25 protein-coding genes, 1 tRNA gene and 2 pseudogenes are annotated in these 25,320 nt (G+C 72.7%); 15 read left to right on the top strand and 13 right to left on the bottom strand.

All coding sequences use genetic code 11. The annotated features are described in order from the left end of the window. Nucleotide 1 precedes the first annotated feature (1 nt). The 4 genes and pseudogenes from AC07DA_RS24400 to AC07DA_RS24385 all read right to left on the bottom strand — a co-directional run. Nucleotides 2-343, bottom strand: a complete 342-nt coding sequence (locus AC07DA_RS24400) for a DUF202 domain-containing protein (RefSeq protein ID WP_479130321.1) — start codon at nt 341-343, stop codon at nt 2-4. Beyond that, nucleotides 331-723 carry a YidH family protein gene (locus tag AC07DA_RS24395; protein WP_479130320.1) on the bottom strand — a complete coding sequence of 131 codons (393 nt, stop codon included), beginning with the start codon at nt 721-723 and terminating at the stop codon, nt 331-333. The genes AC07DA_RS24400 and AC07DA_RS24395 overlap by 13 nt, the downstream gene beginning before the upstream one ends. Nucleotides 724-820: 97 nt before the next feature. Then, on the bottom strand, nt 821-1,336 hold the full coding sequence (locus AC07DA_RS24390) for an NUDIX hydrolase (protein ID WP_479130319.1): 516 nt from the start codon (nt 1,334-1,336) through the stop codon (nt 821-823). 45 nt (nt 1,337-1,381) lie between these two features. After that, nucleotides 1,382-2,173: pseudogene (locus AC07DA_RS24385) on the bottom strand (DMT family transporter); the annotation flags it as partial. A gap of 318 nt (nt 2,174-2,491) precedes the next feature. On the opposite strand from AC07DA_RS24385, the gene AC07DA_RS24380 reads away from it, so the two are divergent. The 4 genes from AC07DA_RS24380 (at nt 2,492) to AC07DA_RS24365 (ending at nt 6,459) form a co-directional block, all read left to right on the top strand. Further along, nucleotides 2,492-3,442 (top strand): tetratricopeptide repeat protein, encoded by a 951-nt coding sequence (locus tag AC07DA_RS24380; RefSeq protein WP_479130318.1) that lies wholly within the window; start codon nt 2,492-2,494, stop codon nt 3,440-3,442. A gap of 37 nt (nt 3,443-3,479) precedes the next feature. Then, complete coding sequence (locus tag AC07DA_RS24375) at nt 3,480-5,015, top strand: APC family permease (protein WP_479130317.1); 1,536 nt, start codon at nt 3,480-3,482, stop codon at nt 5,013-5,015. Nucleotides 5,016-5,102: 87 nt separating this feature from the next. After that, nucleotides 5,103-5,852: a molybdopterin-dependent oxidoreductase gene (locus tag AC07DA_RS24370; RefSeq protein WP_479130315.1), complete on the top strand. Its 750-nt coding sequence runs from the start codon at nt 5,103-5,105 to the stop codon at nt 5,850-5,852. Then, nucleotides 5,836-6,459 (top strand): cytochrome b/b6 domain-containing protein, encoded by a 624-nt coding sequence (locus AC07DA_RS24365; protein WP_479130314.1) that lies wholly within the window; start codon nt 5,836-5,838, stop codon nt 6,457-6,459. The genes AC07DA_RS24370 and AC07DA_RS24365 overlap by 17 nt, the downstream gene beginning before the upstream one ends. A 24-nt stretch (nt 6,460-6,483) precedes the next feature. Here the strand turns inward: AC07DA_RS24365 and AC07DA_RS24360 are convergent, their stop codons facing one another. After that, a complete protein-coding gene (locus AC07DA_RS24360; RefSeq protein ID WP_479130313.1) occupies nt 6,484-7,881 on the bottom strand; it encodes a GntT/GntP/DsdX family permease in 1,398 nt (465 codons plus the stop codon). 59 nt (nt 7,882-7,940) lie between these two features. Further along, a complete protein-coding gene (locus AC07DA_RS24355; protein WP_479130312.1) occupies nt 7,941-8,459 on the bottom strand; it encodes a gluconokinase in 519 nt (172 codons plus the stop codon). A 137-nt stretch (nt 8,460-8,596) separates the two neighbouring features. Here AC07DA_RS24355 and AC07DA_RS24350 point away from each other — a divergent pair, with 137 nt between their 5' ends. Continuing rightward, complete coding sequence (locus AC07DA_RS24350; RefSeq protein WP_479130311.1) at nt 8,597-9,298, top strand: FadR/GntR family transcriptional regulator; 702 nt, start codon at nt 8,597-8,599, stop codon at nt 9,296-9,298. A 44-nt stretch (nt 9,299-9,342) separates the two neighbouring features. On the opposite strand, the gene AC07DA_RS24345 is transcribed toward AC07DA_RS24350, so the two are convergent. Beyond that, entirely contained in the window at nt 9,343-9,717 is a 375-nt protein-coding gene (locus AC07DA_RS24345; RefSeq protein WP_479130310.1) for a YchJ family protein, read from the bottom strand. 62 nt (nt 9,718-9,779) lie between these two features. Continuing rightward, nucleotides 9,780-9,864 (bottom strand) — tRNA-Leu (locus AC07DA_RS24340). A 196-nt stretch (nt 9,865-10,060) separates the two neighbouring features. Between AC07DA_RS24340 and AC07DA_RS24335 the strand changes: the two genes are divergently transcribed. The 3 genes from AC07DA_RS24335 to AC07DA_RS24325 all read left to right on the top strand — a co-directional run bounded on the left by AC07DA_RS24335 (nt 10,061) and on the right by AC07DA_RS24325 (nt 12,812). Then, the gene (locus tag AC07DA_RS24335) at nt 10,061-11,386 is read left to right on the top strand and encodes a M20/M25/M40 family metallo-hydrolase (RefSeq protein ID WP_479130309.1); all 1,326 of its coding nucleotides are present in this window, start codon (nt 10,061-10,063) and stop codon (nt 11,384-11,386) included. Between the two features lie 147 nt (nt 11,387-11,533). After that, the gene (gene chpH / locus AC07DA_RS24330) at nt 11,534-11,767 is read left to right on the top strand and encodes a chaplin ChpH (RefSeq protein ID WP_010988036.1); all 234 of its coding nucleotides are present in this window, start codon (nt 11,534-11,536) and stop codon (nt 11,765-11,767) included. A gap of 130 nt (nt 11,768-11,897) precedes the next feature. Further along, nucleotides 11,898-12,812 carry a chaplin gene (locus AC07DA_RS24325; protein WP_479130308.1) on the top strand — a complete coding sequence of 305 codons (915 nt, stop codon included), beginning with the start codon at nt 11,898-11,900 and terminating at the stop codon, nt 12,810-12,812. A 92-nt stretch (nt 12,813-12,904) separates the two neighbouring features. On the opposite strand, the gene AC07DA_RS24320 is transcribed toward AC07DA_RS24325, so the two are convergent. After that, entirely contained in the window at nt 12,905-13,093 is a 189-nt protein-coding gene (locus AC07DA_RS24320) for a DUF5703 family protein (protein WP_094055315.1), read from the bottom strand. Nucleotides 13,094-13,140: 47 nt separating this feature from the next. Between AC07DA_RS24320 and AC07DA_RS24315 the strand changes: the two genes are divergently transcribed. Next, the gene (locus AC07DA_RS24315; protein ID WP_479130307.1) at nt 13,141-13,851 is read left to right on the top strand and encodes a hypothetical protein; all 711 of its coding nucleotides are present in this window, start codon (nt 13,141-13,143) and stop codon (nt 13,849-13,851) included. Nucleotides 13,852-13,911: 60 nt separating this feature from the next. Here the strand turns inward: AC07DA_RS24315 and AC07DA_RS24310 are convergent, their stop codons facing one another. The 3 genes and pseudogenes from AC07DA_RS24310 to AC07DA_RS24300 all read right to left on the bottom strand — a co-directional run. Further along, entirely contained in the window at nt 13,912-16,233 is a 2,322-nt protein-coding gene (locus AC07DA_RS24310; RefSeq protein WP_479130306.1) for a helix-hairpin-helix domain-containing protein, read from the bottom strand. Further along, the gene (locus AC07DA_RS24305) at nt 16,230-17,216 is read right to left on the bottom strand and encodes an aldo/keto reductase (protein WP_479130305.1); all 987 of its coding nucleotides are present in this window, start codon (nt 17,214-17,216) and stop codon (nt 16,230-16,232) included. Before AC07DA_RS24305 ends, AC07DA_RS24310 begins: the two co-directional genes overlap by 4 nt. Nucleotides 17,217-17,328: 112 nt before the next feature. Beyond that, a pseudogene (locus AC07DA_RS24300) lies at nt 17,329-18,429 on the bottom strand (pectate lyase family protein); the annotation flags it as partial. A gap of 209 nt (nt 18,430-18,638) precedes the next feature. On the opposite strand from AC07DA_RS24300, the gene AC07DA_RS24295 reads away from it, so the two are divergent. After that, nucleotides 18,639-19,694 (top strand): LLM class F420-dependent oxidoreductase, encoded by a 1,056-nt coding sequence (locus AC07DA_RS24295; RefSeq protein WP_479130304.1) that lies wholly within the window; start codon nt 18,639-18,641, stop codon nt 19,692-19,694. A 257-nt stretch (nt 19,695-19,951) separates the two neighbouring features. Continuing rightward, nucleotides 19,952-20,740 carry a ferritin-like domain-containing protein gene (locus AC07DA_RS24290; protein WP_479130303.1) on the top strand — a complete coding sequence of 263 codons (789 nt, stop codon included), beginning with the start codon at nt 19,952-19,954 and terminating at the stop codon, nt 20,738-20,740. Between the two features lie 12 nt (nt 20,741-20,752). On the opposite strand, the gene AC07DA_RS24285 is transcribed toward AC07DA_RS24290, so the two are convergent. Further along, entirely contained in the window at nt 20,753-21,748 is a 996-nt protein-coding gene (locus AC07DA_RS24285) for a magnesium and cobalt transport protein CorA (RefSeq protein ID WP_479130302.1), read from the bottom strand. A gap of 61 nt (nt 21,749-21,809) precedes the next feature. Between AC07DA_RS24285 and AC07DA_RS24280 the strand changes: the two genes are divergently transcribed. The 4 genes from AC07DA_RS24280 to mshC all read left to right on the top strand — a co-directional run bounded on the left by AC07DA_RS24280 (nt 21,810) and on the right by mshC (nt 25,283). After that, nucleotides 21,810-22,496, top strand: a complete 687-nt coding sequence (locus AC07DA_RS24280; RefSeq protein ID WP_479130301.1) for a histidine phosphatase family protein — start codon at nt 21,810-21,812, stop codon at nt 22,494-22,496. Nucleotides 22,497-22,574: 78 nt separating this feature from the next. Then, nucleotides 22,575-23,165 carry a DUF3090 domain-containing protein gene (locus AC07DA_RS24275; RefSeq protein ID WP_311684082.1) on the top strand — a complete coding sequence of 197 codons (591 nt, stop codon included), beginning with the start codon at nt 22,575-22,577 and terminating at the stop codon, nt 23,163-23,165. Further along, complete coding sequence (locus AC07DA_RS24270; RefSeq protein WP_479130300.1) at nt 23,129-23,959, top strand: SCO1664 family protein; 831 nt, start codon at nt 23,129-23,131, stop codon at nt 23,957-23,959. Before AC07DA_RS24275 ends, AC07DA_RS24270 begins: the two co-directional genes overlap by 37 nt. A 94-nt stretch (nt 23,960-24,053) precedes the next feature. Then, nucleotides 24,054-25,283 (top strand): cysteine--1-D-myo-inosityl 2-amino-2-deoxy-alpha-D-glucopyranoside ligase, encoded by a 1,230-nt coding sequence (mshC, locus tag AC07DA_RS24265; protein ID WP_479130299.1) that lies wholly within the window; start codon nt 24,054-24,056, stop codon nt 25,281-25,283. The last annotated feature ends 37 nt before the right edge of the window (nt 25,284-25,320 follow it).

The following is a 25,320-nucleotide window of genomic DNA, read 5'->3' as shown; positions in this document are numbered from 1 at the left end:
CTTAGAGGACGAGGGCCGCTGCGCACACCGCCATCGCCACCGTGCACAGCGCCGCCGCCGCGGCGTGCCGGGGCGCGAACGCCACGGGGTGGGGCGTCGCCGCGAGAGCGCCGATCCGGCGGTGGGCGATGCCGAGGACCCCCAGCCAGAGCACACAGCACAGCGCGCACGCCAGGATGCCGGCCGCCGACGCCCCGCCGTGCAGCGTGGTCTTCACGGCGAGGACGGCGACGACCGTGCCGGACAGCGTGGTACGCCGCCAGGCGAGCCGGGTCCGCTCGGGCTGCAGCCCGGGATCGCGGTCGGGAGCCCGCCGTACCGCCGGCGGGCTCACCCCTCCCACCCCACGAGCACGACGACGACCATCGCGACGGCCACGACCGCCACGACGAGGCTCAGCAGCGCGGGGAACCGCGACACCGGCAGGTCCTCGCCCCGGCGCATGGCCCGCTCGCAGCGCACCCAGTGGTTGACCGCCCGCAGCGAGCACAGCACGCCCGCGGCGAGCAGGGCGAGCGCCAGCCCGACCCGCCAGCCCCAGCGCAGGTCCGGCAGGAACTGGTCCACGGCGAAGCCGCCGCCGATCAGCGCGAGCGCGGTGCGCAGCCAGGCGAGGAAGGTGCGTTCGTTCGCCAGCGAGAACCGGTAGTCGGGCGTCTCACCCTCCCGCCGCACCTCGGCGGGCGCGAACCACAACCGGACGTTCCGTACGAACTCGATCACGTGCGCGACCCTACCCGGGGGCCGGTCGCCCACCACGTCAGCCCGTCGCCCACCACGTCAGCCCGTCGCCCACCACGTCAGCCCGTCGACCACCACATCAGCCCGTCGACCGGAACGCCCTGAGCCGTTCGTAGGCCGCGAGCCCGTCGGGCACCCACTCCCAGTCGGCCAGCCGCCGCTCCACCTCGTCCTCGGACAGGAAGCCGTGCCAGGCGACCTCCTCGGCCTGCGGCCGCACGGGCAGCTCGCAGCGCACCTCGTACACCGCCGACCACCAGCTGCGGCCGGGGCCGCCGTCGTAGCGGAACTTGAAGAGGAAACGCGGTTCCGGCAGGCCGGTGACGCCCAGTTCCTCCTCGGCCTCACGCAGGGCGGCCGCGTCGTAGGTCTCGCCCGCGCCGACGACCCCGCCGACGAACATGTCGTACAGGGAGGGGAAGACCAGCTTGGCCGGGGTGCGCCGGTGCACGAAGATCCGGCCCCCGGCGTCCCGGGCCTGGACGAACACGCAGCGGTGCCGCAGCCCCCGGGCATAGGCCTCGCCCCTCGGGGACCGCCCGACGACCCGGTCGTGCTCGTCGACGATGTCGAGGATCTCGTCAGCAGCGCTCATGGCCCCATCCAAGCAGGGGCGGAACGGACGGTGGGGCAGGGCCCGTCAGGAGGAGGCCGGGCTGACGGCGGGCGCCGCGACCCGCGCGCGCCGCGCCGCCCCCGCCGGCATCGCCGGATGCAGCCCCAGCAGCACGATGCCCCTGACCACGGCCGCGAGACCGACGGCCTCCCAGGTGAGCGCCACCGCGTCGGTGCGCAGCCGGTCGCCCAGGAACCCGACGCCGCAGACGATCCCGGCGAGCGGCTGGGCCGCGGTCAGGGCCGGCAGCGACGTGCGCAGGGACGCCGTCTCGAAGGCGCTCTGCACGAGGACCAGCCCGGTGACGCCCAGCGCCAGCACCGCGTAGGGCTGCCAGCCGGTCAGCAGCCCGGCCAGTCCGCCCTCGGCCGCCTTCTGCCCGCTCACCCGGGTCAGGGCGTCCTGCACCCCGTACAGCAGCCCGGCGGCGAGCGCCAGCAGCACCGGACCGGAGGCCGGCCGGGAACGCCGGCCGCGCGCGGTCAGGAGCAGGGCGAACCCGGCCATCGCGCCGATGATCAGCCACTGCCGCACGGGATCGGCCGTCGCGGTGCCGCCCTCGGGCCGCCCCGCCACGATGAACGCCGTGACGCCGCCCGCGAGCAGCAGCAGCCCCGCCCACCCCTGGCGGCCCAGCGGCTGCCGGGACTGCTTGCGGGAGAGCGCGAGCGCGAAGAGCAGGTTCGTCGCCAGCAGCGGTTCCACCAGCGACAGCTCGCCCTGCCCGAGCGCGGCGGCCCCCAGCGCCATGCCGGCCACCATCAGCCCGATGCCGCCGAGCCAGCGGGGCACCTTGGCCAGGTCGAGCAGCAGCCGGCCGTACCGGCCGGCTCCGTCCGGGCGCGCCCGTACGTCCTGTCATCGTCGGAGCCGCGGCCCGCCCACGCTATGACGTACGTCACAAAGGGCGAAAGGGGCGAACCGACCGCCAGCCGCCCTCTCCCCAGCAGTTCCCTTGATCACAAATCCCTCACAAGCAACGGCACTTGACGCGTGTAACGCGAGGGCGGGGCTTGACGTCAACCGTTGGCGGGGGGTTGGCTGTGCGTGATCAGTTCATGGCGGTGCGCACACCCGCGCGCCGGTGACCACCGTGAGCCGAAACACAAGAAGAGCGCGTGAGGAAGTTCCGCGGTGTCCCCACCCCCGCCTCCCCTCGGCCGTGGCCGCAGACGTGCGGCGCAGGCCTTCGACGAGGCCCTCGACGACGCCGACCTCGCGACCGCGCGCGCCGCCCTGGCGCAGGGCCGCTGGCAGAGCGCCCGTTCCCTGCTGGTGCACACCGGAGACGACTGGGACCGGCGCGGCCACCGTGTCACGGTCCTGGCCCGCGAGTCCTACACGGCCGCCTGGGCCCGTGAGTGGCTCCTCGCCGAACCCGAGTCCGCCGACGCCTCGGTGCTGCTCGCCGTGGCCCAGGTCCGGCGCGTCCTGCACGGCAAGGGCAAACCGGCCCGGGCCCGCGAGGCCTGCCAGGAGGCGGCCGGCCGCGACCCCGCCGACCCCACCCCGTGGCTCGGGCTGCTCATGCTGGAGTGCGCGGTCGGCACCGACCAGGACGTCGTCCGGACCTTCGAGCAGGTCCGCGCCCGGTACGCCGACCACCACCACGCCCACCACCTGATGGTCGCCCGCCTCGCCGGCCGCCGCACGGAGGCCGGTCCGGACCCCCTGCACGAGGTCTACGACTTCGCCAACTGGGCCGCCGAACAGGCACCCGCCGACTCCCCGCTCGCGATCCTGCCGGTCATCGCCCACGCCGAGCGCTACCGCGCGCTGGCCGCCGCCGGGCACGAGTCCCCCGACCCGGCCGCCTCCGGGCACTGGACCGGCCGCCGCGCCCGGCAGGTGATGAAGGCCGCCTTCGACTGGTGGCTGGAGTGGGAGCTGGAGGGCCATCCGCGGCGGCTGATCGACCTGAACTTCCTCGCCCACGCCAAGTTCTGCGAGGGCCGGGGCGCCGAGGCCGCCGCCCTGTTCCACCGCATCGGCCGCCACGCCACCCCCGCGCCCTGGTCGTACCCCGACCGCGACCCGCACACCGCCTTCGCCGCCGCCCGCGCCGGCGCGCTCGGCACGGCCTGACACCCCCCCGTATCCCACCAGTGAGGACGCCCTCCCGATGACCACGGACAGTTCGAGAACGAGCACACCCGCCCCCGGCGGCATCAGTACGTTCAAGGGGCAGGAGCGCGCCCTGCGCGCCGACCGGCTCGGCACCGGGGGCCTGCTGCTCTCCGTGCTCGCCGCGACCGCACCCCTCATGGTCGTCGCGGGTGTCATGCCCACCACATTCGCGGTGATGGGCATCGTCGGACAGCCGCTGCTCTTCGTGGTCCTGGGCGTCGTCCTGATCCTGTTCAGCCTCGGCTACGCCGAGATGAGCCGCCACGTCCACAACGCGGGCGCCTTCTACGCCTACATCTCCCGCGGCCTCGGCGGTACCGCCGGCGCCGGCGCCGCCCTGGTCGCCCTCGTCGCCTACAACGCGCTCCAGATCGGCATCTACGGCATCCTCGGCTTCGAGGTCTCCGGACTCCTCGCCACCTACGCCGAGATCGAGGTCGCCTGGTGGATACCGGCCCTGGTGGCCGCGCTCGCCGTCGGGCTGCTGGGCTGGCTGAAGATCGACGTCAACGCCCGCGTGCTCGGCGTCCTGCTGGTCATCGAGGTGCTCCTCGTGGTGGTCTTCGACATCGCGGCCCTCGCCGACCCCGGCACGGAGGGCCTGTCGCTGCACGCCTTCAACCCCGACACCCTCACCGGCGCGGGCGTCGGCACCGCGCTGTGCTTCTGCATCGCCGCCTTCCTGGGCTTCGAGCAGGCCCCGGTCTACGCCGAGGAGACCAGCCGCCCGCACGTGCTGGTGCCGCGCGTGATGTTCCTCGCCGTCGGCGGGGTCGCGGTCTTCTTCGCGCTGAGCAGCTGGGCCCTCACCGTCGCCACCGGCCCCGCCGCGATCGTCGGCACGGCGCAGAAGCAGAGCGCCGGGCTGCTGTTCTTCCTCACCGAGTCCCGCCTCGGCGGCACCTTCACGGACGTCCTGCACGTCCTGTTCGTCACCGGCATGTTCGCCGCGCTGCTCAGCTTCCACAACGTCGTCGCCCGGTACGCCTTCGCCATGGGCCGCGAGGGCCTGCTGCCCGCCGCCTTCGGTCGCACCAGCGGCAGCAGCGGCGCCCCGGGCACCGGTTCGCTGCTCCAGACCGTGGTGGCCGTGGTGGTCGTGACCGGCTTCGCGATCGCCGACGACAAGCCGGTGGGCGATCCGACCGCGCCCGTCCTGCACCTGTTCACCTGGCTCGGCAACATCGGCGCCCTCGGCGTGATCGTCCTGATGGCGGCGGCCTCCCTGTCGGTCGTCGTCTTCTTCGTCCGCCGCGGCGCCGCCGGCGCCCAGGCCTGGCGGCTGGTCACCTCCGCGCTGGCCGGGATCGCCCTGCTCGTCATCGCCGGCTACACCGTCAAGGACTTCGACGTCCTCGTCGGTGCCGGGCCCGACTCCTCGCTGAGCTGGATGCTGCCCGGCGTCATCGGCCTCGCCCTCGCCGCCGGCCTGGTCCTCGGCCTGGTGCTGCGCGCCCGGGCCCCCGAGAAGCACGCCCGGATCGGACTGGGCAACGAGGCGTTCCAGCTGGACAAGGCGGCCTCGTCCTGACCCCGCCCGCGTGAGAAGTGGTGACGGAAGTCTGACGAGCACCCGCGGCCCCTGTCCCGGAGGGGCCGCGGGTGTTCGAATGAGCACGTGAATCCCGACGTACATCAGGGCGTGGACGAAGACGACCCCGGGCAGCGGGGCACCCCGGTCGGCCGCCGCGTCTTTCTCGGCACCCTCGCCCTGGGCGCCCTCGGCGTGGTCACCGCGCCCCCGCTCCAGCGCGGCCTGGAGGGCTTCCTCGGCAGCGCCGCGGGCAAGGATCCCACGGGCCTGACCGGCCTGCTCCCGAACGGCGGCGGCTTCCGCTACTACTCGGTCGCCCCGTCGGTCCCGCGCGAGGACGCCGGCACCTACCGCCTCACGGTCGACGGCCTGGTCGACCGTCCCGCCCGCTACACCCTGGCCGACCTCAGAGCCCTCCCGCAGACCCGCGTGGTCCGCGACGTCCAGTGCGTCACCGGCTGGCGCGTCCCCGACACCCCCTTCGACGGCGTACGCCTGTCCCGCCTCCTCGACGCCGCCGGGGTCCGCCCCACCGCCAAGGCCCTGCGCTTCACCTGCTTCGACGGCACGTACACCGAGAGCCTCACCCTCGCCCAGGCCCGCCGCGCCGACGTCCTGGTCGCCCTGCGCATGCGCAACGAGGACCTCGGCCACTCCCACGGCGGCCCGGCCCGCCTCTACGTGGCGCCCATGTACTTCTACAAGTCCGCCAAGTGGCTCTCCGGCATCACCGTCACCGACGAGGTCCGGCCGGGCTACTGGGAGGAGCGGGGCTACGACGTCGACGCCTGGGTGGGCCGCTCGAACGGACGCGACGATGAGCCCACGAGCTGACACGCGCCCGGCAGCGGTCGAGGTACGCCGCTTCACCCCGGCCCAACGCCGGATCCACCGCGCCACGGCCGCCTTGACGGGCGTGTGCGTGGTGACGGCGGCCTGCCTCTACGTCCCGCAGCTCGCCGAACTCGTCGGCCGCCGCGCCCTCGTGGTCACGCTGCACGTCTGGTCCGGGCTCGCCCTGCCCCTGCCTGCGCTGGCGGGCCTGGCCTCCCGCGCCTTCCGGGCCGACCTGGGCCGCCTCAACCGCTTCGGCCCGCACGACCGCACCTGGCTGCGCGCCGCCCTGCACCGCGACAGACGCCAGGGGTCCCGACCCGCGGGCAAGTTCAACGCCGGCCAGAAGATCTACGCGGCCTGGACCGCCGGCGCCGGGGTGGTCATGCTCGGCACCGGCCTGATGATGTGGCTCACGCACCTCACGCCCCTGTTCTGGCGCACCAGCGCGACCTTCGTCCACGACTGGCTGGCCCTGACCCTCGGCATCGTCCTGGCGGGCCACGTCGGCATGGCCCTGGCGGACCCGGAGGCCCGCAGGGGCATGCGCACGGGCAGGGTGAGCAGGGAGTGGGCGGACCGGGAGCACCCCTTGTGGCGCCCCTAGGCAACGCCTCCCAGGGCGCGGGGCCTAGATCACCAGGGACAGCAGCAGGACCAGACCCCCGGCGACCACCGAGATGATCGTCTCCATGACGGACCAGGTCTTGATGTTCTGGCCCACGCTCAGCCCGAAGTACTCCTTCACCATCCAGAACCCGGCGTCGTTGACGTGGCTGAAGAACAGCGAGCCGGCGCCGATGGCCAGGACGAGGAGGGCGGCGTGCGTGGTCGACATGTCGGCCGCGAGCGGGGCGACCAGACCGGCCGCGGAGACCGTGGCCACCGTCGCCGATCCGGTCGCGAGCCGGATGACCACCGCGATCAGCCAGGCCAGCAGCAGCGCGGGGATGACCCAGTCCTCGGAGATGTCCAGGACCATCTGCCCCACGCCCGTGTCGATGAGCGTCTGCTTGAAGCCGCCGCCCGCGCCGACGATCAGCAGGATGCCCGCGATCGGCATGAGGCTCTTCTCGACGAGCGGCGAGATCCGCTCCTTGGAGAACCCGGCGGGCCGCAGCAGCGTGAAGATGCCGACCAGCACCGAGGCGAGCAGGGCGATCATCGGCGCGCCGATGACGTCGAAGACCCGCTGCACCGCGTTCCCGGGGTCGTCCACGACGATGTCCACCAGCGCCTTGGCGAGCATGAGGATCACCGGCAGCAGCACGGTGAAGAGCGTGGCGCCGAAGCCGGGACGCTTCTCCAGGTCGTCGGAGGCGCGCTGCGGGATCATCTTCTCGGGGGCCGGGACGTCGACCCAGCGGGCCGCGTACTTGGAGAACACCGGACCGGCGATGATCACCGTCGGGATGGCGACGAGGACGCCGAGCGCCAGCGTCACGCCGAGGTCGGCGCCGACGGCGTCGATCGCGACCAGCGGGCCGGGGTGCGGCGGCACCAGGCCGTGCATCACGGACAGGCCCGCCAGCGCCGGGATGCCGATGCGCATCAGCGAGTAGTTGCCGCGCTTGGCGACCATCAGCACCACCGGGATCAGCAGCACGATGCCGACCTCGAAGAACAGCGGCAGCCCGATCACGGAGGCGATGAGCACCATCGCCCACGGCATCGACCGCCCGCCGGCCCTGGCCAGGATGGTGTCGACGATCTGGTCGGCGCCGCCGGAGTCGGCGAGCATCTTGCCGAGGATCGCGCCGAGGGCGATCAGCACGCCGACACCGGCGACCGTGGAGCCGAGGCCGGCGCTGAAGCTGGTGAGGACCTTGTCCAGCGGCGCCCCGGCGATCGCGCCGAGCGCCAGCGACCCGATGGTCAGCGCCAGGAAGGCGTGCAGCTTCGACTTGGTGATGAGCAGGACGATGACGGCGATGCCCGCCAGGACGGCGATGCCCAGCTGAGCGTGGCCGGCCGAGGTGATCGGCTCGGGTGCGTCCGCTGCCAGCATCTCGACGCTGAGTCTGGTCACGGGGGTGTTCCCTTGCGTTGGGGAGTCGGGGGAGAGGGAGAGGGGAGAGCCGCGGGGGGCTAGAGGACCGGCTCGGGGCGCGAGCTCAGGGCGTGCACCGCCCGCTCGGTGATCTCCGCCGGGCTGCCCGCGACGTCCACGGCGACCCCCGCCTCGTCCGCCTGGAGCGGCTGGAGCGTGGCGAACTGGGAGTCGAGCAGCGCCGTGGGCATGAAGTGCCCCTGCCGGTGCGACATCCGGTCCTCGATCAGCGTGCGGTCGCCCGTGAGGTGCACGAAGACCACGCCGGGCGCGGCGGACCGCAGCCGGTCGCGGTACGACCGCTTCAGCGCCGAGCAGCTGACCACCCCGCCGAGTCCGGCCCGCCCCTGCGCCCAGTCGCCGATGGCGTCGAGCCAGGGCCCGCGGTCCTCGTCGGTGAGCGGTGTACCGGCCGACATCTTGGCGATGTTGGCGGGCGGGTGGAAGTCGTCGCCCTCGGCGTAGGGAACGCCGAGCCGGGCGGCGAGCAGGGGACCGATGGTGGTCTTGCCCGTGCCCGCGACGCCCATGACCACGACGACATGGGGGGTGTTCATCGCTGCCTCACTGTCCGCTGTCTTCGTCGACACGTGATGTCGACGCAACTGAAACTCATTAGGTACGACGAATTCAAGAGCTCGTGATGAATAAGTCTGACTTTTTGTCTCCGTGATCTACCCCGTACGCTGAGTGCATGAGCACACCGGGCCGGGGGCTGCACGGCCGCGTACTGGACACGCTCGGCCCCGCGATCACCGCGGGTGAGTACCCGCCGGGCAGTGTCCTGCGCACGGACGAGCTCGCCCAGCGCTTCGACGTGTCACGCTCCGTCATGCGCGAGGCGGTCCGGGTCCTGGAGTCCATGCACCTGGTCGAGTCCCGCCGCCGCGTCGGCGTCACGGTCCGCCCCGAGTCCGCGTGGAACGTCTACGACCCGCAGGTCATCCGCTGGCGCCTGGCCGGCGCCGACCGCCCGCGGCAGCTGCGCTCCCTGACGGTGCTGCGCTCGGCGATCGAGCCCGTCGCGGCCGGCCTCGCCGCCCGGCACGCCACGTCCGAGCAGTGCGCCGAGCTCACCGAGTGCGCCCTCGGCATGGTCGCCCACTCACGCGGTCACAAGCTGGAGGGCTACCTCGTCCACGACGTCGCCTTCCACCGCGTCATCCTCTCGGCCTCCGGCAACGAGATGTTCGCCCGCCTCGGCGACGTCGTCGCCGAGGTCCTCACCGGCCGCACGCAGCACGACGTGATGTTCGAGGACCCCGACCCCGCCGCCGTCACCCTCCACGTCCGGGTCGCCGAGGCGGTCCGCGCGGGCGACGCGGCCCGGGCGGAGGAACTGACCCGCGAGATCACCGTCGGCGCCCTCCAGGAACTCGACATCCTGGCGCCCTAGCCGCGGCGGGGGACGCGGCCCAGCCACGGCAGGCCTGCCGCAGGCTACGGCAGGAACTCACCGTCGACGTACGCCCACGCCCCGTCGACCCGCTCGAACCGGCTCAGCTCGTGCAGCGATCCGCCCCGGTAGGACGCCCGGAACTCCACGGTCCCGGCGGAGTGGAACGCCGACCCGCCGCTCGTGCCCAGGATCTCCAGCCCGGTCCACCGCGTCCCCGGGTCCGGCTCCAGCGTTCCGGGCCGGGTCCTCGGGTGCCAGGTCCGCAGCAGGTACCCGGCGTCCCCCCGCACGAAGGCGCAGTACCGCGACCGCATCAGCGCCTCGGCGGTCGGCGCGGCGGCGGTGCCGGAGTGGTAGCGGCCGCAGCACGCCTCGTAGGCCTCGGGGAGTCCGCACGGGCAGGAACGCCTGGTCATGTCACCTCTTCGCCGAAACGCCCGAGGGCCGCGACCTCGCGGTCACGGCCCTCAGCCTCATGTGTCCGAGGGGGGACTTGAACCCCCACGCCCGATAAAGGGCACTAGCACCTCAAGCTAGCGCGTCTGCCATTCCGCCACCCGGACAAGGTGTCTGTCGCGCGGGTTCTCCCCGCGGCGACGACGTAAACATTACCAGGCTTTCGAGGGTGACCGATCACCCCCTGTTCCCGCCCCGGCCCGGCGTGAACGACGTGTGACGGGCGAGGCGGGCTCTTGGGGAGCGGGCGGGCGAGAGGGAGGATGAAGGGGACCCACCAGCAGTGACACCGGGAGGAAGCACGTGAGCGAGACGGACACGGCCAGGAACGTCACCGGCGAGGACGAGGTCGTGGACCTCTGCCGCGAGCTGATCCAGATCGACACCAGCAACTACGGCGACCACTCGGGACCGGGCGAGCGCAAGGCGGCCGAGTATGTCGCCGAGAAGCTCGCCGAGGTCGGACTCGAACCGCGGATCTTCGAGTCCCACCCGGGCCGCGCCTCCACGGTGGCCCGCATCGAGGGCGAGGACCCTTCCCGGCCCGCCCTGCTCATCCACGGCCACACCGACGTCGTTCCGGCCAACGCGGACGACTGGACCCACCACCCCTTCTCCGGCGAGATCGCCGACGGCTGCGTCTGGGGCCGCGGGGCCGTGGACATGAAGGACATGGACGCCATGACCCTGGCGGTCGTCCGCGACCGGCTGCGCAGCGGGCGCAAGCCCCCGCGCGACATCGTCCTGGCGTTCCTCGCGGACGAGGAGGCCGGCGGCACCTACGGGGCCCGCTACCTCGTCGACCACCACCGCGACCTCTTCGAGGGCGTCACCGAGGCGATCAGCGAGGTCGGCGGCTTCTCGTTCACGGTGAGCGAGCAGCGGCGGCTCTACCTGATCCAGACGGCCGAGAAGGGCATGCACTGGATGAAGCTGACCGTGGCCGGCACGGCGGGGCACGGGTCGATGATCCACCGCGACAACGCGATCACCGAACTGTCGGAGGCCGTGGCGCGGCTGGGCCGGCACACGTTCCCGGTGCGGGTGACCAAGACCACCCGCGCCTTCCTCGACGAACTCGGCGACGCGCTCGGCACCGAACTCGACCCGGAGGACATGGAGTCGACGCTGGCCAGGCTCGGCGGCATCGCCAAGCTGATCGGCGCCACGCTGAGCAACACGGCCAACCCCACGCAGCTCGGCGCCGGTTACAAGGTCAACGTCATCCCCGGCGAGGCGACCGCCCACGTCGACGGCCGGTTCCTGCCCGGGTTCGAGGACGAGTTCCTCGACGACCTGGACCGCATCCTCGGCCCGAAGGTGCGGCGCGAGGACGTCCACGCCGACAAGGCCGTCGAGACCACCTTCGACGGGGCGCTCGTGGAGGCCATGCAGTCCTCGCTGCTCGCCGAGGACCCGACCGCCAAGGCCATCCCCTACATGCTCTCCGGCGGCACGGACGCGAAGTCCTTCGACGACCTGGGCATCCGGGGCTTCGGCTTCGCGCCGCTGAAGCTGCCGCCGGAGCTGGACTTCGCCGGCATGTTCCACGGCGTGGACGAGCGGGTTCCGGTCGACGGCCTGAAGTTCGGCGTGCGGGTGCTCGACCGGTTCATCGACGCGTCCTGAAAAGGCGCCCGCGGACCGCTATTCGGCCGTGCGTGCGAGATCGACTGGGAAGAGTGAATGCGACCATAAGCTCGTAGCCTCATTACTCCAGCCTCGTTACAGGTAATGCGACCGCAAGATGGGTCGCTTTGCCAACTAGGAGGAATAATGATCAAGAAGGTCGTCGCTGCTGCGGCCGCCACCGGTGGCCTGGTTCTCGCGGGCGCGGGCCTGGCCGTCGCCGACTCGGGTGCCCAGGGTGCCGCGGTGCACTCCCCGGGTGTCGTGTCCGGCAACGTCATCCAGGTGCCCGTTCACGTCCCGGTGAACGTCTGCGGCAACACGGTCTCCGTGATCGGGCTGCTGAACCCCGCCTTCGGCAACACCTGCATCAACAAGTGATGCTTCCCCCTCTCTGAGGGGAGTTCCAAGCCACCGGTCCCGGAGCGCGAGCCATGCGCTTCGGGACCGAACGCTTCTTCACGGGAATTCGAGAAGAATTCGATAAAGGGTCGAAGGCAGGTACTCAGCAATGCGACAGGTCACCCGCAAGGGTTTGATGACCGTGGCGGCCGCGACCGGCGTGATCGCCGCCGCGGGCGGCCACGCGCACGCCGCCTCGGGCGCGCAGGGCTCCGCGTCGGGCTCGCCCGGCGTGCTGTCCGGGAACACGGTGCAGGCGCCGGTGCACGCGCCGGTGAACGTCTGCGGCAACACGGTCAACGTCGTCGGCGTGCTCAACCCGTCGGTGGGCAACTCGTGCGCCAACCAGGGCGGTGGACCGTCGTCGGGGGGATACGGCGATCACGGTGGCCACGGCGGCTCCCACGCGGGCGGGCACGCCACCGGCTCGCCGGGCGTCGGCTCGGGCAACCACGTCCAGGCGCCGGTGTACGCGCCGGTGAACGTCTGCGGCAACAGCGTCGACGTGATCGGCGTCGGCAACCCCAGCACGGGCAACGACTGCTCGAACGGCGGCCACGGCCACCACGGCAACCCACCCGGCGGCGGCCACGAGTCCCCGGGACAGCCGGGCGGTCCCGGGGGGCCGGGTAACCCCGGCGGTCCGGGCACCCCCGGTAACCCGGGCGACCCCGGCAGCCCCGGGAACCCGGGCGGTCCGGGCACCCCCGGGAAGCCGGGTGATCCCGGCAAGCCCGGCAACCCGGATGGCCCCGGAGACCCGGGCACCCCCGGCAGCCCGGGTGGCCCCGGAGACCCGGGCACCCCCGGCCACCCGGGTACGCCGCCCACCACCAGCGTCGAGACGCAGGGCGGCTCCTCGCACGGCAACCAGCCGGGAGGCCGGTTCGTCACCCAGACCAGTGGCGACGCCCAGCTCGCCGACACGGGCAGCGAACTGCCGCTCGGGCTCGCCCTCCCCGCCGGCGCCGGGGCCCTGCTGGCGGGCGCGATCCTCTACCGCAAGGCACGCGCCTCCGCCTGAGACAGCCGGCCCGGCGACCCCCGCCGACGGAGCGGGCCCCGCCGCCGGCGGGGCCCGCTCCGTCATGTGCCTTCTCCCGGCACCGTCTCAGCTCACCACGTGGCCCGCACCTGGCGGATGATCCGCCGGCGCAACCGCACCCTGCGGCTGCCGTCGCGCAGCAGGCTCAGACGGTGCAACTCCCAGTGTCCGTACTCCGCATGGTCCGTCAGCAGACGTGCCGTCTCCTTGCGGGAGACCCCGCGCGGTACGTACACGTCGACAAATTCGTATTCCGGCATCGCATCTATTGTGCGGGCTGGGGCCTCGTACGGATAGCGTCTGCACTATGTCTGATGCTGCGCAGCCCACCGCTGCCGAGGTACGCGCCGCCGCCGAGGCGGTCAAGACCGCGCTCGACCGCCACCTGGCCGCGGTCGAACGCAGGTCGGGGGAGGACGACCCGGCCGTCTACGAGGCGTTCAACCAGCTGGCCGCGGCCGCAGAGGTGTACGACGAACTGCTCTACGACCGCTATGACGAGGTCACACCCTTCGAGATCCCCGGTGCGGAGGACGCGCTGCCGCCGTACACCGGCCCCGAGGAACCGAACGCGCTGAGCGTACTGATCCGCCGCGACTATGCCGTCGCCGAACCGCAGCGGCTGCTGGCGCAGGCACAGCGGATCGAGGCGGCCGACGGTGACGAGGGCTCCCCGGCCTCCGGGACGGTCCACGGGGCGCTGGGCCTGCTGTTCGGCGAGTTCGAGCCCGACGAGATCGCCTCCCGGCACAAGGAGTTCGGGCTCGAGGAGGGCGACTCCACGCTCTGGGTGACGGCGGCGGACGAACCGGCCGAGCCCGGGGAGTGGCTGGAGGCGCCGTTCGAGCAGGTCGACACGCAACGGGTGGTGTGCCGCTTCGACGTCAGCGCCGTCTTCGACGACGAGATCGGCGCCCTCGACGACGAGGACGACGAGGAGGCGGACGACCTGGAGGAACTCGACACCGACTTGGACGAGGACGAGGACCTGGAGCCGCTGGACGCCGACCGCCGCTGAGCGCGTTCCGGCCATCCGACGGCGGTGGTCACGGGTCCGGCCCGTGACCACCGCCGTCGTTCATCCGCCGGCGACCTGCGGAGCGAGCAGCACGGGCAGCCGGGTCGTCCGGGGCTTCGCCGGAACCTCGGCCACGGCCCTGGGCAGCGCCTGCTCCACGCCGTGCACCACGGACAGGTGCCGGTCCGCCCGGCCGAACGCCGTGTACACCCACGGCCGGCTCAGCGCCTGCGCCGCGTCGCCGGGCAGCACCACCACCACCGCGGGCCAGCGGCTCCCCGCGGCCTGGTGCGCGGTCATCGCCCACCCGTGCCGCACGGACTGCTCCACCCGCTCCTTCGGCACGACGACGGACTCGCCCGCGCACGACAGGTGCAGCCCCTCGGCGTCCGCCTTCACCACCCGGCCCGGCACCGCCCTGCCCGGCGCGGGGGAGTGCACGATCCGGTCCCCGGGGTCGAAGCCGCCGAAGCGGCCGGGGCCGGGATTGAGCCGCTCCTTCAGAGCCGCGTTGAGCACGCGTGTGCCGACCGCGCCGCCGTGTCCCGGGGTGATCACCTGGGTCTCCTCCGCCGGGACACCGATGGCCCGCGGCACCGAGTCCACGACGAGCTGCACCGTGCGGTGCACGGCCTCACCGGCGTCGCGCACCGGCACGATCACGACCTCCTTGCCGGGCGCCTCGACCTGGTTCAGCTCGCCGACGCCGATACCGGAGACCAGCTCGCCCAGTGGCCCCGGATCCGGCAGCCGTGAGGCGACCTGCGGGCAGATCCGCGCCGCGAGGAGGTCCGCGAACACCCGCCCGGGACCCACGGACCACAGCACCGACGGATCCCCGGCCAGCACCAGCCGCGCCCCGTCCGGCAGCGACTCCGTCAGCAGTGCCGCCGTCTCGACGTCCAGCTGAGGCGCGTCGAGCACGACGAGCAGGTCCAGGTCCAGGGCCCCGTCCGCGTCCCGCCCGGGCCCTTCGAGACCGGAGAGCAACGCCGGGACGGTGGCGACGGGGGAACCGGTGCCGCTCTCCTCCCCGGTACGGCGCAGCAGGGCGGCGAAGCGGTCACGGCCGACGGGCCCGTGGGTGGCGGCCCAGGCGCGCAGTCCGAGGGAGCGCGCGGCGTGCAGCAGGGCCGCCGGCTCGGCCAGGGACGCCTCCCCGCCGGTGTGCAGGACCAGGCCGTGACCGGCGGCGGCACGGATCAGGTCCCCCGTGGACCCCGCTGCCGCGGTGGCGAGCCGCTCCCACTCCTCGGCGGGACCGTCCTGCTTGGGTGTGGAGTTGACCAGCCGGGCCAGGCCGTCGGCCAGGCTCTCCTCCGCCAGCGCGTACCGCTCCAGCCCGACCAGGACGCGGACCGGACGTTCCCGCTCCTCCTCCTGGTCCTCCGGTTCCGCCGCAGCTGGGGCCGGGGCGCCGGTCTCCTCCAGGGCGTCCTGGAAGACCAGCGCCTCCCCCTCCGCGATCGCGTCCTGCACGGCGCTCTCCGGCTCCGGCACGCCCCGCTGGGCCAGGGCGGCGAGGAGCGCCGGCATCTCCAGGGCGGTGTGGCCCGCCAGCGCCGCCTGCTCCAGGAGCCAGACCGTGACGGCCCTGCCGCGCCGCTCGTCGTCCGGGGCGCACTCGGCGCCCAGCAGCGCCCGCGCGAAGCCGTCGGCCTGCTCGGGCCGCACGCCCGCGACCCGCAGCAACTGCCAGGGGTCGGCCCACAGCAGCTCGTCCGCGCCCTCGCCGAGCACCGCGGCCACCTGCGGTGCGAGCGTCTCCGGGGCGCCGCCCTCGGCGAGCACCCGCCGTACGCCCTGCACCGCCTCGGGCGCGGGAGCCGCCGGAGCCGTGACGGCCTCGGCCGCCACCGGCTGCGGCCGCCGCGCCGGCTCGGGGGCGGAGCGGCGCGGGGCGGGCGCTGGCTCCTCGAACACCGTGGCCGCCGGCTTCTCGCCGCTCTCCACGGCCCGCACGGCCGCGAGCAGATCGGCGGCCCTGCCGCTCAGCTTGGCGCCGGCCTCGATGGGCGCCTTCTTCTCGGCCTTGCGCTGCTCGATGCGCTCCCGCTCGGCCCGCTGCGCCAGCAACTCGGCCTCGGCCTCGGAAAGCCGTGCACCCTCGCCCTCCTCCGTCGCCGGGTCCTCGGAGGGCCGGCCGGCCGGGCCCTCTTCTGTCGCCGGGTCCTCGGAGGACCGGCCAGTCGGGCCCTCTTCTGTCGCCGCGTCCTCGGCCGGCCGATCGGCCGGGCCCTCCTCCGTCGCCGGGTCCCCGGAAGGCTGACCGGCAGGATTCTCCTCCGTCACCGAGTCCCCGGCACCCTCCGCCGGGGTGTTCCCCGCGGCGCCCGGCGTCCCCGGCTCGGCGTCCTCCGTGGTGTCGGGCTCCGTGCTCACAGCGTGCTCCAGTCGTGATCGGGATAGCGGTGCACGGGCGCCGACACGTCGTCGAGCGCCCGGCAGATCTCGTCAGGAAGACTAAGGGTCTCCACTGACAACGCCGCCGTGAGCTGCTGCGCGTTGCGCGCGCCGACGACGGGGGCGGTCACCCCGGGCCGGTCGCGGATCCACGCCAGGGCCACCTGGAGCGGTGTCACCGCCAGTCCGTCGGCCGCAGTGGCCACGGCGTCGACGATGCGGCTCGCGGTGTCGTCGAGGTACGGCGCGACGAAGGGCGCGAGGTGGTCGGAGGCGCCGCGGGAGTCCGGTGGTGTGGTGTCGCCCCGGTACTTGCCCGTCAGCACCCCGCGCCCGAGCGGCGAGGACGGGAGCAGTCCTATGCCCAGGTCCAGCGCGGCCGGCAGCACCTCGCGTTCGACGCCGCGCTGCAGGAGCGAGTACTCCAGCTGCGTGGCCGCCAGCCGGGTGCGGGTGCCCGGGGCCGCGAGCTGCCAGGTGGCGGCCTTGGCCAGTTGCCAGCCGCAGAAGTTGGAGACGCCGGCGTAGCGGGCACGGCCGCTCGCGACCGCGAGGTCGAGGGCCTGGAGGGTCTCCTCCAAGGGCGTGTGCGGGTCGTAGGCGTGCACGTGCCACACGTCGACGTGGTCGGTGCCGAGCCGGGCGAGCGAGGCGTCCAGGGCGGCGAGCAGATGGCCGCGCGAGCCGTCGACCCGGCGGTCGGGGTCGGGCACGCTTCCGGCCTTGGTCGAGATGACCAGGTCCCGCCGGGGCACGAGGCCGTCCATCAGCCTGCCGAGCAGGTACTCGGCCTCTCCGTCGCCGTACACGTCCGCGGTGTCGACGAGGGTCCCGCCCGCTTCCCAGAACGTCTTCAGCAGGTCCGCCGCGTCGTGTTCGTCGGTGTCCCGTCCCCAGGTCAGGGTGCCGAGCCCGATCCGTGACACACGCAGGCCGGTGCGGCCGAGATGCCTCTGCTCCATGAACGCCGAGATTACTGGCCAGAACCTGTCGCGTGGGTGGCTGTGGACGACCGATTTCCGGGGACGGAGCATGGTTCCCCGTGGTCGCCACAGCCCGGTGGCCACCAGGTCAGCAGCTGCCGTCCGACACCTGCAGCCCCTTGTTCGCCCCCGCCGTGCGGTTCACGACGGCCGGTACGCAGCCGGCCGCGTCGAGGCGGTGGGAGTAGGGGATGGAGACCGTGGTGTTCGAGGTCGGGTTGGGACCGGCCGGATGGTTCTCGCTGCCCGGCCGGGACCACGTCACGTTGTCGAAGACGTTGCCGCCGACCTGCCAGTAGCCGGCCTCGTCGGTGTAGAAGGTGCCGAGGACGTCCTTGGAGTCCTCGAAGTAGTTGTTGTCCACCCTGGCGCGGGCGCCGGCCCGGGAGTTGATGCCGGACTCGTTGAGGCGCACGTAGTGGTTGTTGTACATGTGCGCGATGCCGCCGCGCAGCAGTGGGGCGCGGGAGTCGATGTTCTCGTAGCGGTTGTGGTGGTAGGTGACGAACCCGTTCGACCGGTCGCTCTCGCTGCTGCCGACCAGCCCGCCGCGGCCCGAGTTGCGCAGGACGCTGTAGGACAGCGTCACGTACTGGGTGTTGTTCTTCATGTCGAACAGGCCGTCGTAGCCCTCGGACTCGCCGCCCGAGGCCTCCAGGGTGGTGTGGTCGACCCAGACGTTGCGGACGTTGCTCTCCATGCCGATGGCGTCGCCGCCGTTGGACGTGGGGGAGCCGGACTTCTTGACGTTCCGCACGGTGACGTTCTGGATGATGATGTTCTTCGATTCGCGGATGTGGATGCCCACTTGGTCGAAGACGGCACCGCCGCCGACCCCGACGATGGTCACGTTGCTGATCTTCTTGAGCTCGATCACGCCGTCCGCGGTGTCGCAGCTGCTGCCGGAGACCTTCTTGGTCCCGGCGTGGGTGATGGTGCCCGTCACCTCGATGACGAGGGGGGTGCTGCTGCTGGCCCTGCTGCACAGGGCGGCGTGGATGGCGGTGCCGGTCGTCGCCCGGACCGTCTGCCCGCCGGCGCCGCCGGTGGTCCCGCCGTTCTGCGACGCGTAGCCGGTGGCGGGTCCCGTCGCCGCCGAGGCCTCGGGTACCGAGACCAGCGTTCCGGTGGCGCCGGCCAGGGCCAGGGTGGCCACGGCCGCGCCGAGTCGCACTGAGACTGCTCGCTTCATCCGTACCTCTCCGTTCCGTGTGCGGAGTGCGGGTGGGTTAGAAAGCGCTTTCCCGAGACCGTAGGGACTTGCTGTGCACGCGTCAATGGTCGCGTACTTGATTCTTGTTCACTCATCTGAAGGGTCGTGGCCGTACCGCTGTCCCGTGCGGCGGCCCCGCGCTAAGGTCTGCGCACAAGGCACGTTACTGATCAGTAAGGGGATGTGGCATGCAGCTCGGTATCAACCTCGGCTACTGGGGTGCCGGAATGGACGCGGACAACCTGGCCGTCGCCCAGGAGGCCGACCGGCTCGGCTACGCCGTCTGCTGGGCCGCGGAGGCCTACGGTTCCGACGCGGCCACCGTGCTGAGCTGGGTCGCCGCCCAGACCGAGCGCATCGACGTCGGGTCCGCCATCTTCCAGATCCCGGCCCGCCAGCCGGCCATGACCGCGATGACCGCCGCCACCCTCGACTCCCTGTCGGGCGGCCGCTTCCGCCTCGGCCTCGGCGTCTCCGGGCCGCAGGTCTCCGAGGGCTGGTACGGCGTCAAGTTCGACAAGCCACTGGCCCGTACCCGCGAGTACGTCGAGATCGTCCGCAAGGCCATGACCCGCGAGCGCCTGTCGTACGAGGGCGAGCACTGGACGCTGCCCCTGCCCGGCGGCCCGGGCAAGCCCATCAAGCTGACCGTGCACCCGCAGCGCGAGCACATCCCGCTGTACATCGCGGCCATCGGACCCAAGAACCTCGAGCAGACCGGTGAGATCGCCGACGGCGCCCTGCTGATCTTCCCCTCCGCTGAGCACCTGGAGGAAACGACGATCAAGTACCTGCGGGCCGGGCGCGAGAAGGCCGGCAAGACCCTCGACGGCTTCGACGTCTGCCCGACGCTGCCGCTCGCCGTGGGCGACGACAAGGACGTCGCGGCGCTCGCCGACACCTTCCGCCCCTACACCGCGCTCTACGTCGGCGGCATGGGCAGCCCCAAGCAGAACTTCTACAACCAGCTCGCCCAGCGCATGGGGTACGAGAAGGAAGCCGCCGAGATCCAGGCGAAGTACCTCTCCGGCGACAAGCAGGGCGCCGCGACCGCCGTACCGCACGACCTGATCGACAAGACCGCCCTGCTCGGTTCCGTGGACCGGATCGCGGACCGGATGACGGCCTACGCCGCCGCCGGGGTCACCACCCTGTCCCTCGCCCCGGCGGGCTTCACGCTCGACGAGCGGCTGGCGTCCCTCCGGGCCGGCACCGAGGCCCTGGAGCGCGCCGGCCTCGCCTGAACCTCACGCTTTCCGCGGCCGTGGTGGGGGCTCGGGGGTCTTCCCCGCCACGGCCGTCACGCGGAACAACGCGGCGGAGGGCCGCCGGTTACGCCACAGCGCCGTCGGGCGGGCCGGAACGCCTCCCCGTGCCTACCCCGTTCGGCGGAGATGTCCGGCACACCTGTTGCAGCGCCCCGCACCCCGCACTTGACTCGTTCTTCGCGGAAACCTGCGGATCCTGCAGCACGCGCACGCGCGCGGGAGAGGTGCCCACGATGCTTTCGGCCAAGAGCCTGTTCCAGGAGATCCTCGACCACGACGACTCCTTCGCCCTCTTCTGCTCCATCGCCGCCGGCGGGGAGTCCCAGGGCGGCTGGGAGAACGCCCGCATCGCCGCACTCGTCCCCGACGGCGAGCGCGAACTCGCGCCCAAGATCTCCCGGCACGGCGCCGACGAGGACAAGCACGGCCGGATCTTCAACGCCCTGATGAGGAAGCGCGGCCTCGATCCCGTCCCGGTCCCGCCGGAGACCGACTACACGATGCTCCTGGAGAAGAACGGCATCGGCCTCGCGCACGAGCGGCTCAGGCGCGACGAGCGGCTCACCGTCCAGGACGTCGTCACCTACCTCTCCCACAGCCGGGTCACCGAGCAGCGCGCCTCCGAGCAGATGGACCTGCTGCGCAAGCACTTCGCCGACCACCCCGACATCGGCCGCGCGGTCAGGCAGATCTCCGACGACGAGGCCAACCACCTCGCCTACTGCCACGAGGAACTGCTGCGCTTCGCCCGCGCGGGCCACGGCCGGGCCGTCCAGCGGACCCTGCGGAAGTGCGCGCACGCCGAGATCCGCATCCACCGGGACGTCAGCCTCGCCGTCATGGCGCACATGGGCCGCATCCTGGGCTGGTCCCGCGCCAAGTCGGCGGTGCTGCGGGCGGGCATCCACGCGGTGTACGCCTACGAACGGCTCGGCGGCTGGCGCCGGATGGTCTCGCTGCGGCAGCCCGAGCGCCGCGACGCCCTCGGCGGCCCGGCCTCCCCGGAACCCGAGTTCGCCTGAACCGGGCCCGCCCTACAGCCACCCCCGGCGCTTGAACAGCCGGAACACCAGGAACTCCAGGAGGGCCATCAGCGCGATCAGCGCCGGGTAGGACCAGACCCAGCGCAGTTCGGGCATGTGATCGAAGTTCATGCCGTAGATCCCCGCGACCATCGTGGGGATCGCGGCCATGGCCGCCCAGGCGGAGATCTTCCGCATGTCGTCGTTCTGCCGGACGCTCATCTGCGCCAGATGCGCCGAGAGGATGTCCGACACCAGCCGGTCGAGGTTCTCCACCGACTCGTTCACGCGCGTGAGGTGGTCGCTGACGTCCCGGAAGAACGGCCGTGCCCGGTCGTCCACGAACGGCACCGCCACGCCGTACGGCGCCGTGCCCGCCAGACGGGTCATCGGCAGCGCCAGCGGCCCGGTGGCCCGGCGGAACTCCAGGACCTGGCGCTTGAAGTCGTAGATCCGTGAGGCGGTGTGCCGCGAGCCGCCGCCGTCGGGGGAGAAGACCTCCGCCTCCAGGCCCTCCAGGTCCGCCTGCAGTTCCGTCGCCACGTCCAGGTAGTGGTCGACGGCGGCGTCGGCGACCGCGTAGAGCACCGCCGTGGGACCGGTGCCCAGCAGTTCCGGCTCGTGCTCCAGCCGGTGCCGGACCGCCTTGAGCGGGGCACCCTCACCGTGCCGGACAGTCACCACGAAGCCCTCGCCCAGGAAGATCATGATCTCGCCCGCGGAGACCTTGTCGCTCCGCGGCTCGTAGACCACCGGCTTGAGGACCACGAACAGGGAGTCGTCGTAGATCTCCAGCTTGGGCCGCTGGTGCGCCTTCAGGGCGTCCTCCACGGCCAGCGGGTGCAGGCCGAACTCCTCGGTGACGTGCTCGAACTCGCGCTCCGTCGGCTCGTGCAGCCCGATCCACACGAAACCGCCCGCCGCACGCGCCTCCCCCAGGGCGTCGGAGAAGTCCTCCGGCCCGTCCGTCCGATGTCCGTCGCGGTAGATGGCACAGTCGACGATCACGAAGCGAGTCTCCCGTCACTCGAACGACACCGCACACGCGCGTGCGCCTACGCTGGAGCGCATGCCCACGCTGATCCTGGTCAGGCACGGACGCTCCACCGCCAACACCGAGGGACTGCTCGCCGGCTGGACGCCCGGCGTCACTCTCGACGAGCGCGGGGCCGCGCAGGCCGCCGCGCTGCCCGGGCGGCTGGCCGAACTGCCCCTCGCCGAAGTCGTCACCAGTCCCCTCCAACGCTGCCAGGAGACCATCCGGCCGCTGCTTCTGGCCCGCCCGGAGCTCAGTCCCCACACCGACGAGCGCATCGGCGAGTGCCACTACGGCGACTGGTCCGGCCGCAAGCTCGCCGAGCTCAAGGACGAGCCGCTGATGGAGGTGGTGCAGGCGCACCCGTCCGCGGCGGCGTTCCCCGGCGGGGAGTCGATGCGCGCCATGCAGACGCGCGCCGCCGAGGCCGTGCGCGAGTGGAACGCGCGCGTGGAGCGCGACCACGGCGCCGACGCCGTCTACCTGATGTGCTCGCACGGCGACATCATCAAGTCCCTCGTCGCGGACGCACTCGGACTTCACCTGGACCTCTTCCAGCGGATCTCCGTCGAACCCTGTTCGATCACCGCGATCCGCTACACACGCCTGCGACCGTTCCTCGTCCGCCTCGGCGACACCGGCGACTTCACGTCCCTGGTGCCGCGCGAGGAGCCCCCGGGCGACGAGGCTCCCGTCGGGGGTGGTGCGGGCGCACCGTGATCGTCGGCCGCAGTAGGGTGAAGCGGTCGCAGCAGTGCCGTGCTCCCACGGTTCCCACGATTCCAATGGAGACAGGACGTGTCCCGTCAGGTGTTCCTCTACGACCATCCGGAGCGCTTCGTGGCCGGTACGGTCGGACTGCCCGGGCGCCGTTCGTTCTTCCTCCAGGCCGTCGCCGGCTCCCGGGTGACCAGCGTGGCCCTGGAGAAGACCCAGGTCGCCGCGCTCGCCGAACGCATGGACGAACTGCTCGACGAGGTCGTACGCCGTAGCGGCGGCAGCGCCTCCGTCCCGGCCGTCGCCCCCTCGGAGATCACCGACACCGCCCCCCTGGACACCCCCATCGAGGAGGAGTTCCGGGTCGGCACGATGGCGCTCGCCTGGGACGGCGAGGAGCAGCTCATGATCGTCGAGGCGCAGGCGCTCGTCGAACTCGACGCCGAGTCCGAGGAGGACCTCGCCGAGGCCGAGGAGCGGCTGCTCCAGGACGAGGAGAACGGGCCCCCGATGCTGCGGGTCCGGCTCACCGGCGCGCAGGCCAGGGCCTTCGCCAAGCGCGCCCTCGACGTCGTCAACGCCGGGCGGCCGCCGTGCCCGCTGTGCAGCCTCCCGCTCGACCCGGAAGGACACGTATGTCCGCGCCAGAACGGATACCGCCGCGGAGCGTGACACCTCCCGGGGAGGCGGCCGAGCTGCTCGCCCGCGGCGAACTCACCGTCCGCGGACGCATCCGTGAGGCCTCCAACGCCGCCCTGTACTGCACGGTGTCGTACGACGGCCGGGAGGCGGCCTGCGTCTACAAGCCGGTCGCCGGGGAGCGCCCCCTGTGGGACTTCCCCGACGGCACGCTCGCCCAGCGCGAGGTCGCGGCCTACGCGGTCTCCGAGGCGACCGGCTGGGGCCTGGTGCCGCCCACCGTGCTGCGCGAGGGCCCCTACGGCGAGGGCATGTGCCAGCTGTGGATCGAGGCCACCGCCGACGCCGAGCTGCTCGCCCTGGTCGACGCCGAGGAGCCGGAGCCGGGCTGGAAGGCGATCGGCTTCGCCGAGGTCGGCGAGGGGCGCACCGCCCTGCTCGTGCACGCCGACGACGCGCGGCTGCGGCGCCTGGCGGTGCTGGACGCCGTCCTGAACAACGCCGACCGCAAGGGCGGCCACCTGCTGCCCACCGGCGACGGGCGGCTGTACGGCATCGACCACGGCGTCACCTTCAACGTCGAGAACAAGCTGCGCACCCTGCTGTGGGGCTGGGCGGGCGAGCCCCTCACCCAGGAGGCCGTCGACGTCCTCGAAGGGCTCCGCGAGGACCTGGCGGAGGGCGGGGCGCTCGCCGCCCGGCTCGCACCGCTGATCACCGGCGCCGAGCTCGACGCCACCCGCGCCCGGGTCGGCGCGCTGCTCACCGCCGGGACCCACCCCGAGCCGAGCGGGGAATGGCCCGCCATTCCCTGGCCACCCGTGTAGCAGCACAACGGGCCGGTCGCCGCAAGAGCGCCTTCTCGGCCGTCCGGCCCGCTCCCATTCGTATATGGAACTTCAGTCCGGTTAGGCTCAGGGCATGCATGCCTGGCCCGCTTCCGAGGTCCCCGCCCTGCCTGGTCAGGGCCGCGACCTGAGGATCCACGACACCGCGACCGGCGGCCTCGTCACCCTCGACCCCGGTCCCGTCGCCCGTATCTACGTCTGCGGCATCACCCCGTACGACGCCACGCACCTGGGACACGCGGCGACCTACAACGCGTTCGACCTCGTGCAGCGCGTGTGGCTCGACACCAAGCGGCAGGTCCACTACGTCCAGAACGTCACCGACGTCGACGACCCGCTCCTGGAGCGGGCGCAGCGCGACGGCCTCGACTGGGCCGCCCTCGCCGAGCAGGAGACGGCCCTCTTCCGCGAGGACATGACGGCCCTGCGGATGCTGCCGCCGCGGCAGTACATAGGCGCCGTCGAGGCCATACCCGGGATCGTCCCGCTCGTCGAGCGGCTCCGGGACATGGGCGCCGCCTACGAGCTCGACGGCGACGTGTACTTCTCCGTCGAGTCCGACCCGCACTTCGGCAAGGTCTCGAACCTGGACGCCGCGGCGATGCGGCTGCTGTCCGCCGAGCGCGGCGGCGACCCGGACCGGCCGGGCAAGAAGAACCCGCTCGACCCCATGCTGTGGATGGCCGCCCGCGAGGGCGAGCCCAGCTGGGACGGCGGATCGCTGGGCCGCGGCCGGCCCGGCTGGCACATCGAGTGCGTGGCCATCGCCCTGGACCACCTCGGCATGGGCTTCGACATCCAGGGCGGCGGCTCGGACCTCGCCTTCCCGCACCACGAGATGGGCGCCTCGCACGCCCAGACCCTCACCGGCGAGTTCCCCATGGCCAAGGCGTACGTGCACGCCGGCATGGTCGCCCTGGACGGCGAGAAGATGTCCAAGTCCAAGGGCAACCTGGTCTTCGTCTCCAGCCTCCGGCGCGACGGCGTCGACCCGGCCGCCATCCGGCTCGCGCTGCTCGCCCACCACTACCGCGCCGACTGGGAATGGAACGACCAGGTCCTCCAGGACGCCGTGGCACGGCTCGGCCGCTGGCGGGCCGCCGTCTCCCGGCCCGACGGGCCCCCGGCGGAGGCGCTCGTGGAGGAGATGCGCGAGGCCCTGGCGAACGACCTGGACGCCCCCGCCGCGCTCGCCGCGGTCGACCGCTGGGTCGCCCGGCAGGAACAGGACGGCGGCACGGACACCGGCGCGCCGGGCGTGGTCTCCCGCGCGGTGGACGCGCTGCTGGGCGTGGCGCTGTAGCCGCGCCCTGGTGGCCCTGACGCGAAGGGGCGTCTCC

The organism is Streptomyces sp. NPDC044921 (assembly GCF_056432865.1).
The sequence above is the reverse complement of the archived record's forward strand: the minus strand, read 5'-3'. Positions and strand labels throughout refer to the sequence as shown.

Excerpts from the sequence above, each read along its gene's own strand:
- AC07DA_RS24390 (WP_479130319.1), bottom strand. The coding sequence starts at position 1,336 with ATGAGCGCTGCTGACGAGATCCTCGACATCGTCGACGAGCACGACCGG.
- AC07DA_RS24375 (WP_479130317.1), top strand. The coding sequence starts at position 3,480 with ATGACCACGGACAGTTCGAGAACGAGCACACCCGCCCCCGGCGGCATC.
- AC07DA_RS24365 (WP_479130314.1), top strand. The coding sequence starts at position 5,836 with ATGAGCCCACGAGCTGACACGCGCCCGGCAGCGGTCGAGGTACGCCGC.
- AC07DA_RS24355 (WP_479130312.1), bottom strand. The coding sequence starts at position 8,459 with ATGAACACCCCCCATGTCGTCGTGGTCATGGGCGTCGCGGGCACGGGC.
- AC07DA_RS24350 (WP_479130311.1), top strand. The coding sequence starts at position 8,597 with ATGAGCACACCGGGCCGGGGGCTGCACGGCCGCGTACTGGACACGCTC.
- AC07DA_RS24345 (WP_479130310.1), bottom strand. The coding sequence starts at position 9,717 with ATGACCAGGCGTTCCTGCCCGTGCGGACTCCCCGAGGCCTACGAGGCG.
- chpH (WP_010988036.1), top strand. The coding sequence starts at position 11,534 with ATGATCAAGAAGGTCGTCGCTGCTGCGGCCGCCACCGGTGGCCTGGTT.
- AC07DA_RS24325 (WP_479130308.1), top strand. The coding sequence starts at position 11,898 with ATGCGACAGGTCACCCGCAAGGGTTTGATGACCGTGGCGGCCGCGACC.
- AC07DA_RS24320 (WP_094055315.1), bottom strand. The coding sequence starts at position 13,093 with ATGCCGGAATACGAATTTGTCGACGTGTACGTACCGCGCGGGGTCTCC.
- AC07DA_RS24315 (WP_479130307.1), top strand. The coding sequence starts at position 13,141 with ATGTCTGATGCTGCGCAGCCCACCGCTGCCGAGGTACGCGCCGCCGCC.
- AC07DA_RS24305 (WP_479130305.1), bottom strand. The coding sequence starts at position 17,216 with ATGGAGCAGAGGCATCTCGGCCGCACCGGCCTGCGTGTGTCACGGATC.
- AC07DA_RS24295 (WP_479130304.1), top strand. The coding sequence starts at position 18,639 with ATGCAGCTCGGTATCAACCTCGGCTACTGGGGTGCCGGAATGGACGCG.
- AC07DA_RS24290 (WP_479130303.1), top strand. The coding sequence starts at position 19,952 with ATGCTTTCGGCCAAGAGCCTGTTCCAGGAGATCCTCGACCACGACGAC.
- AC07DA_RS24280 (WP_479130301.1), top strand. The coding sequence starts at position 21,810 with ATGCCCACGCTGATCCTGGTCAGGCACGGACGCTCCACCGCCAACACC.
- AC07DA_RS24270 (WP_479130300.1), top strand. The coding sequence starts at position 23,129 with ATGTCCGCGCCAGAACGGATACCGCCGCGGAGCGTGACACCTCCCGGG.
- mshC (WP_479130299.1), top strand. The coding sequence starts at position 24,054 with ATGCATGCCTGGCCCGCTTCCGAGGTCCCCGCCCTGCCTGGTCAGGGC.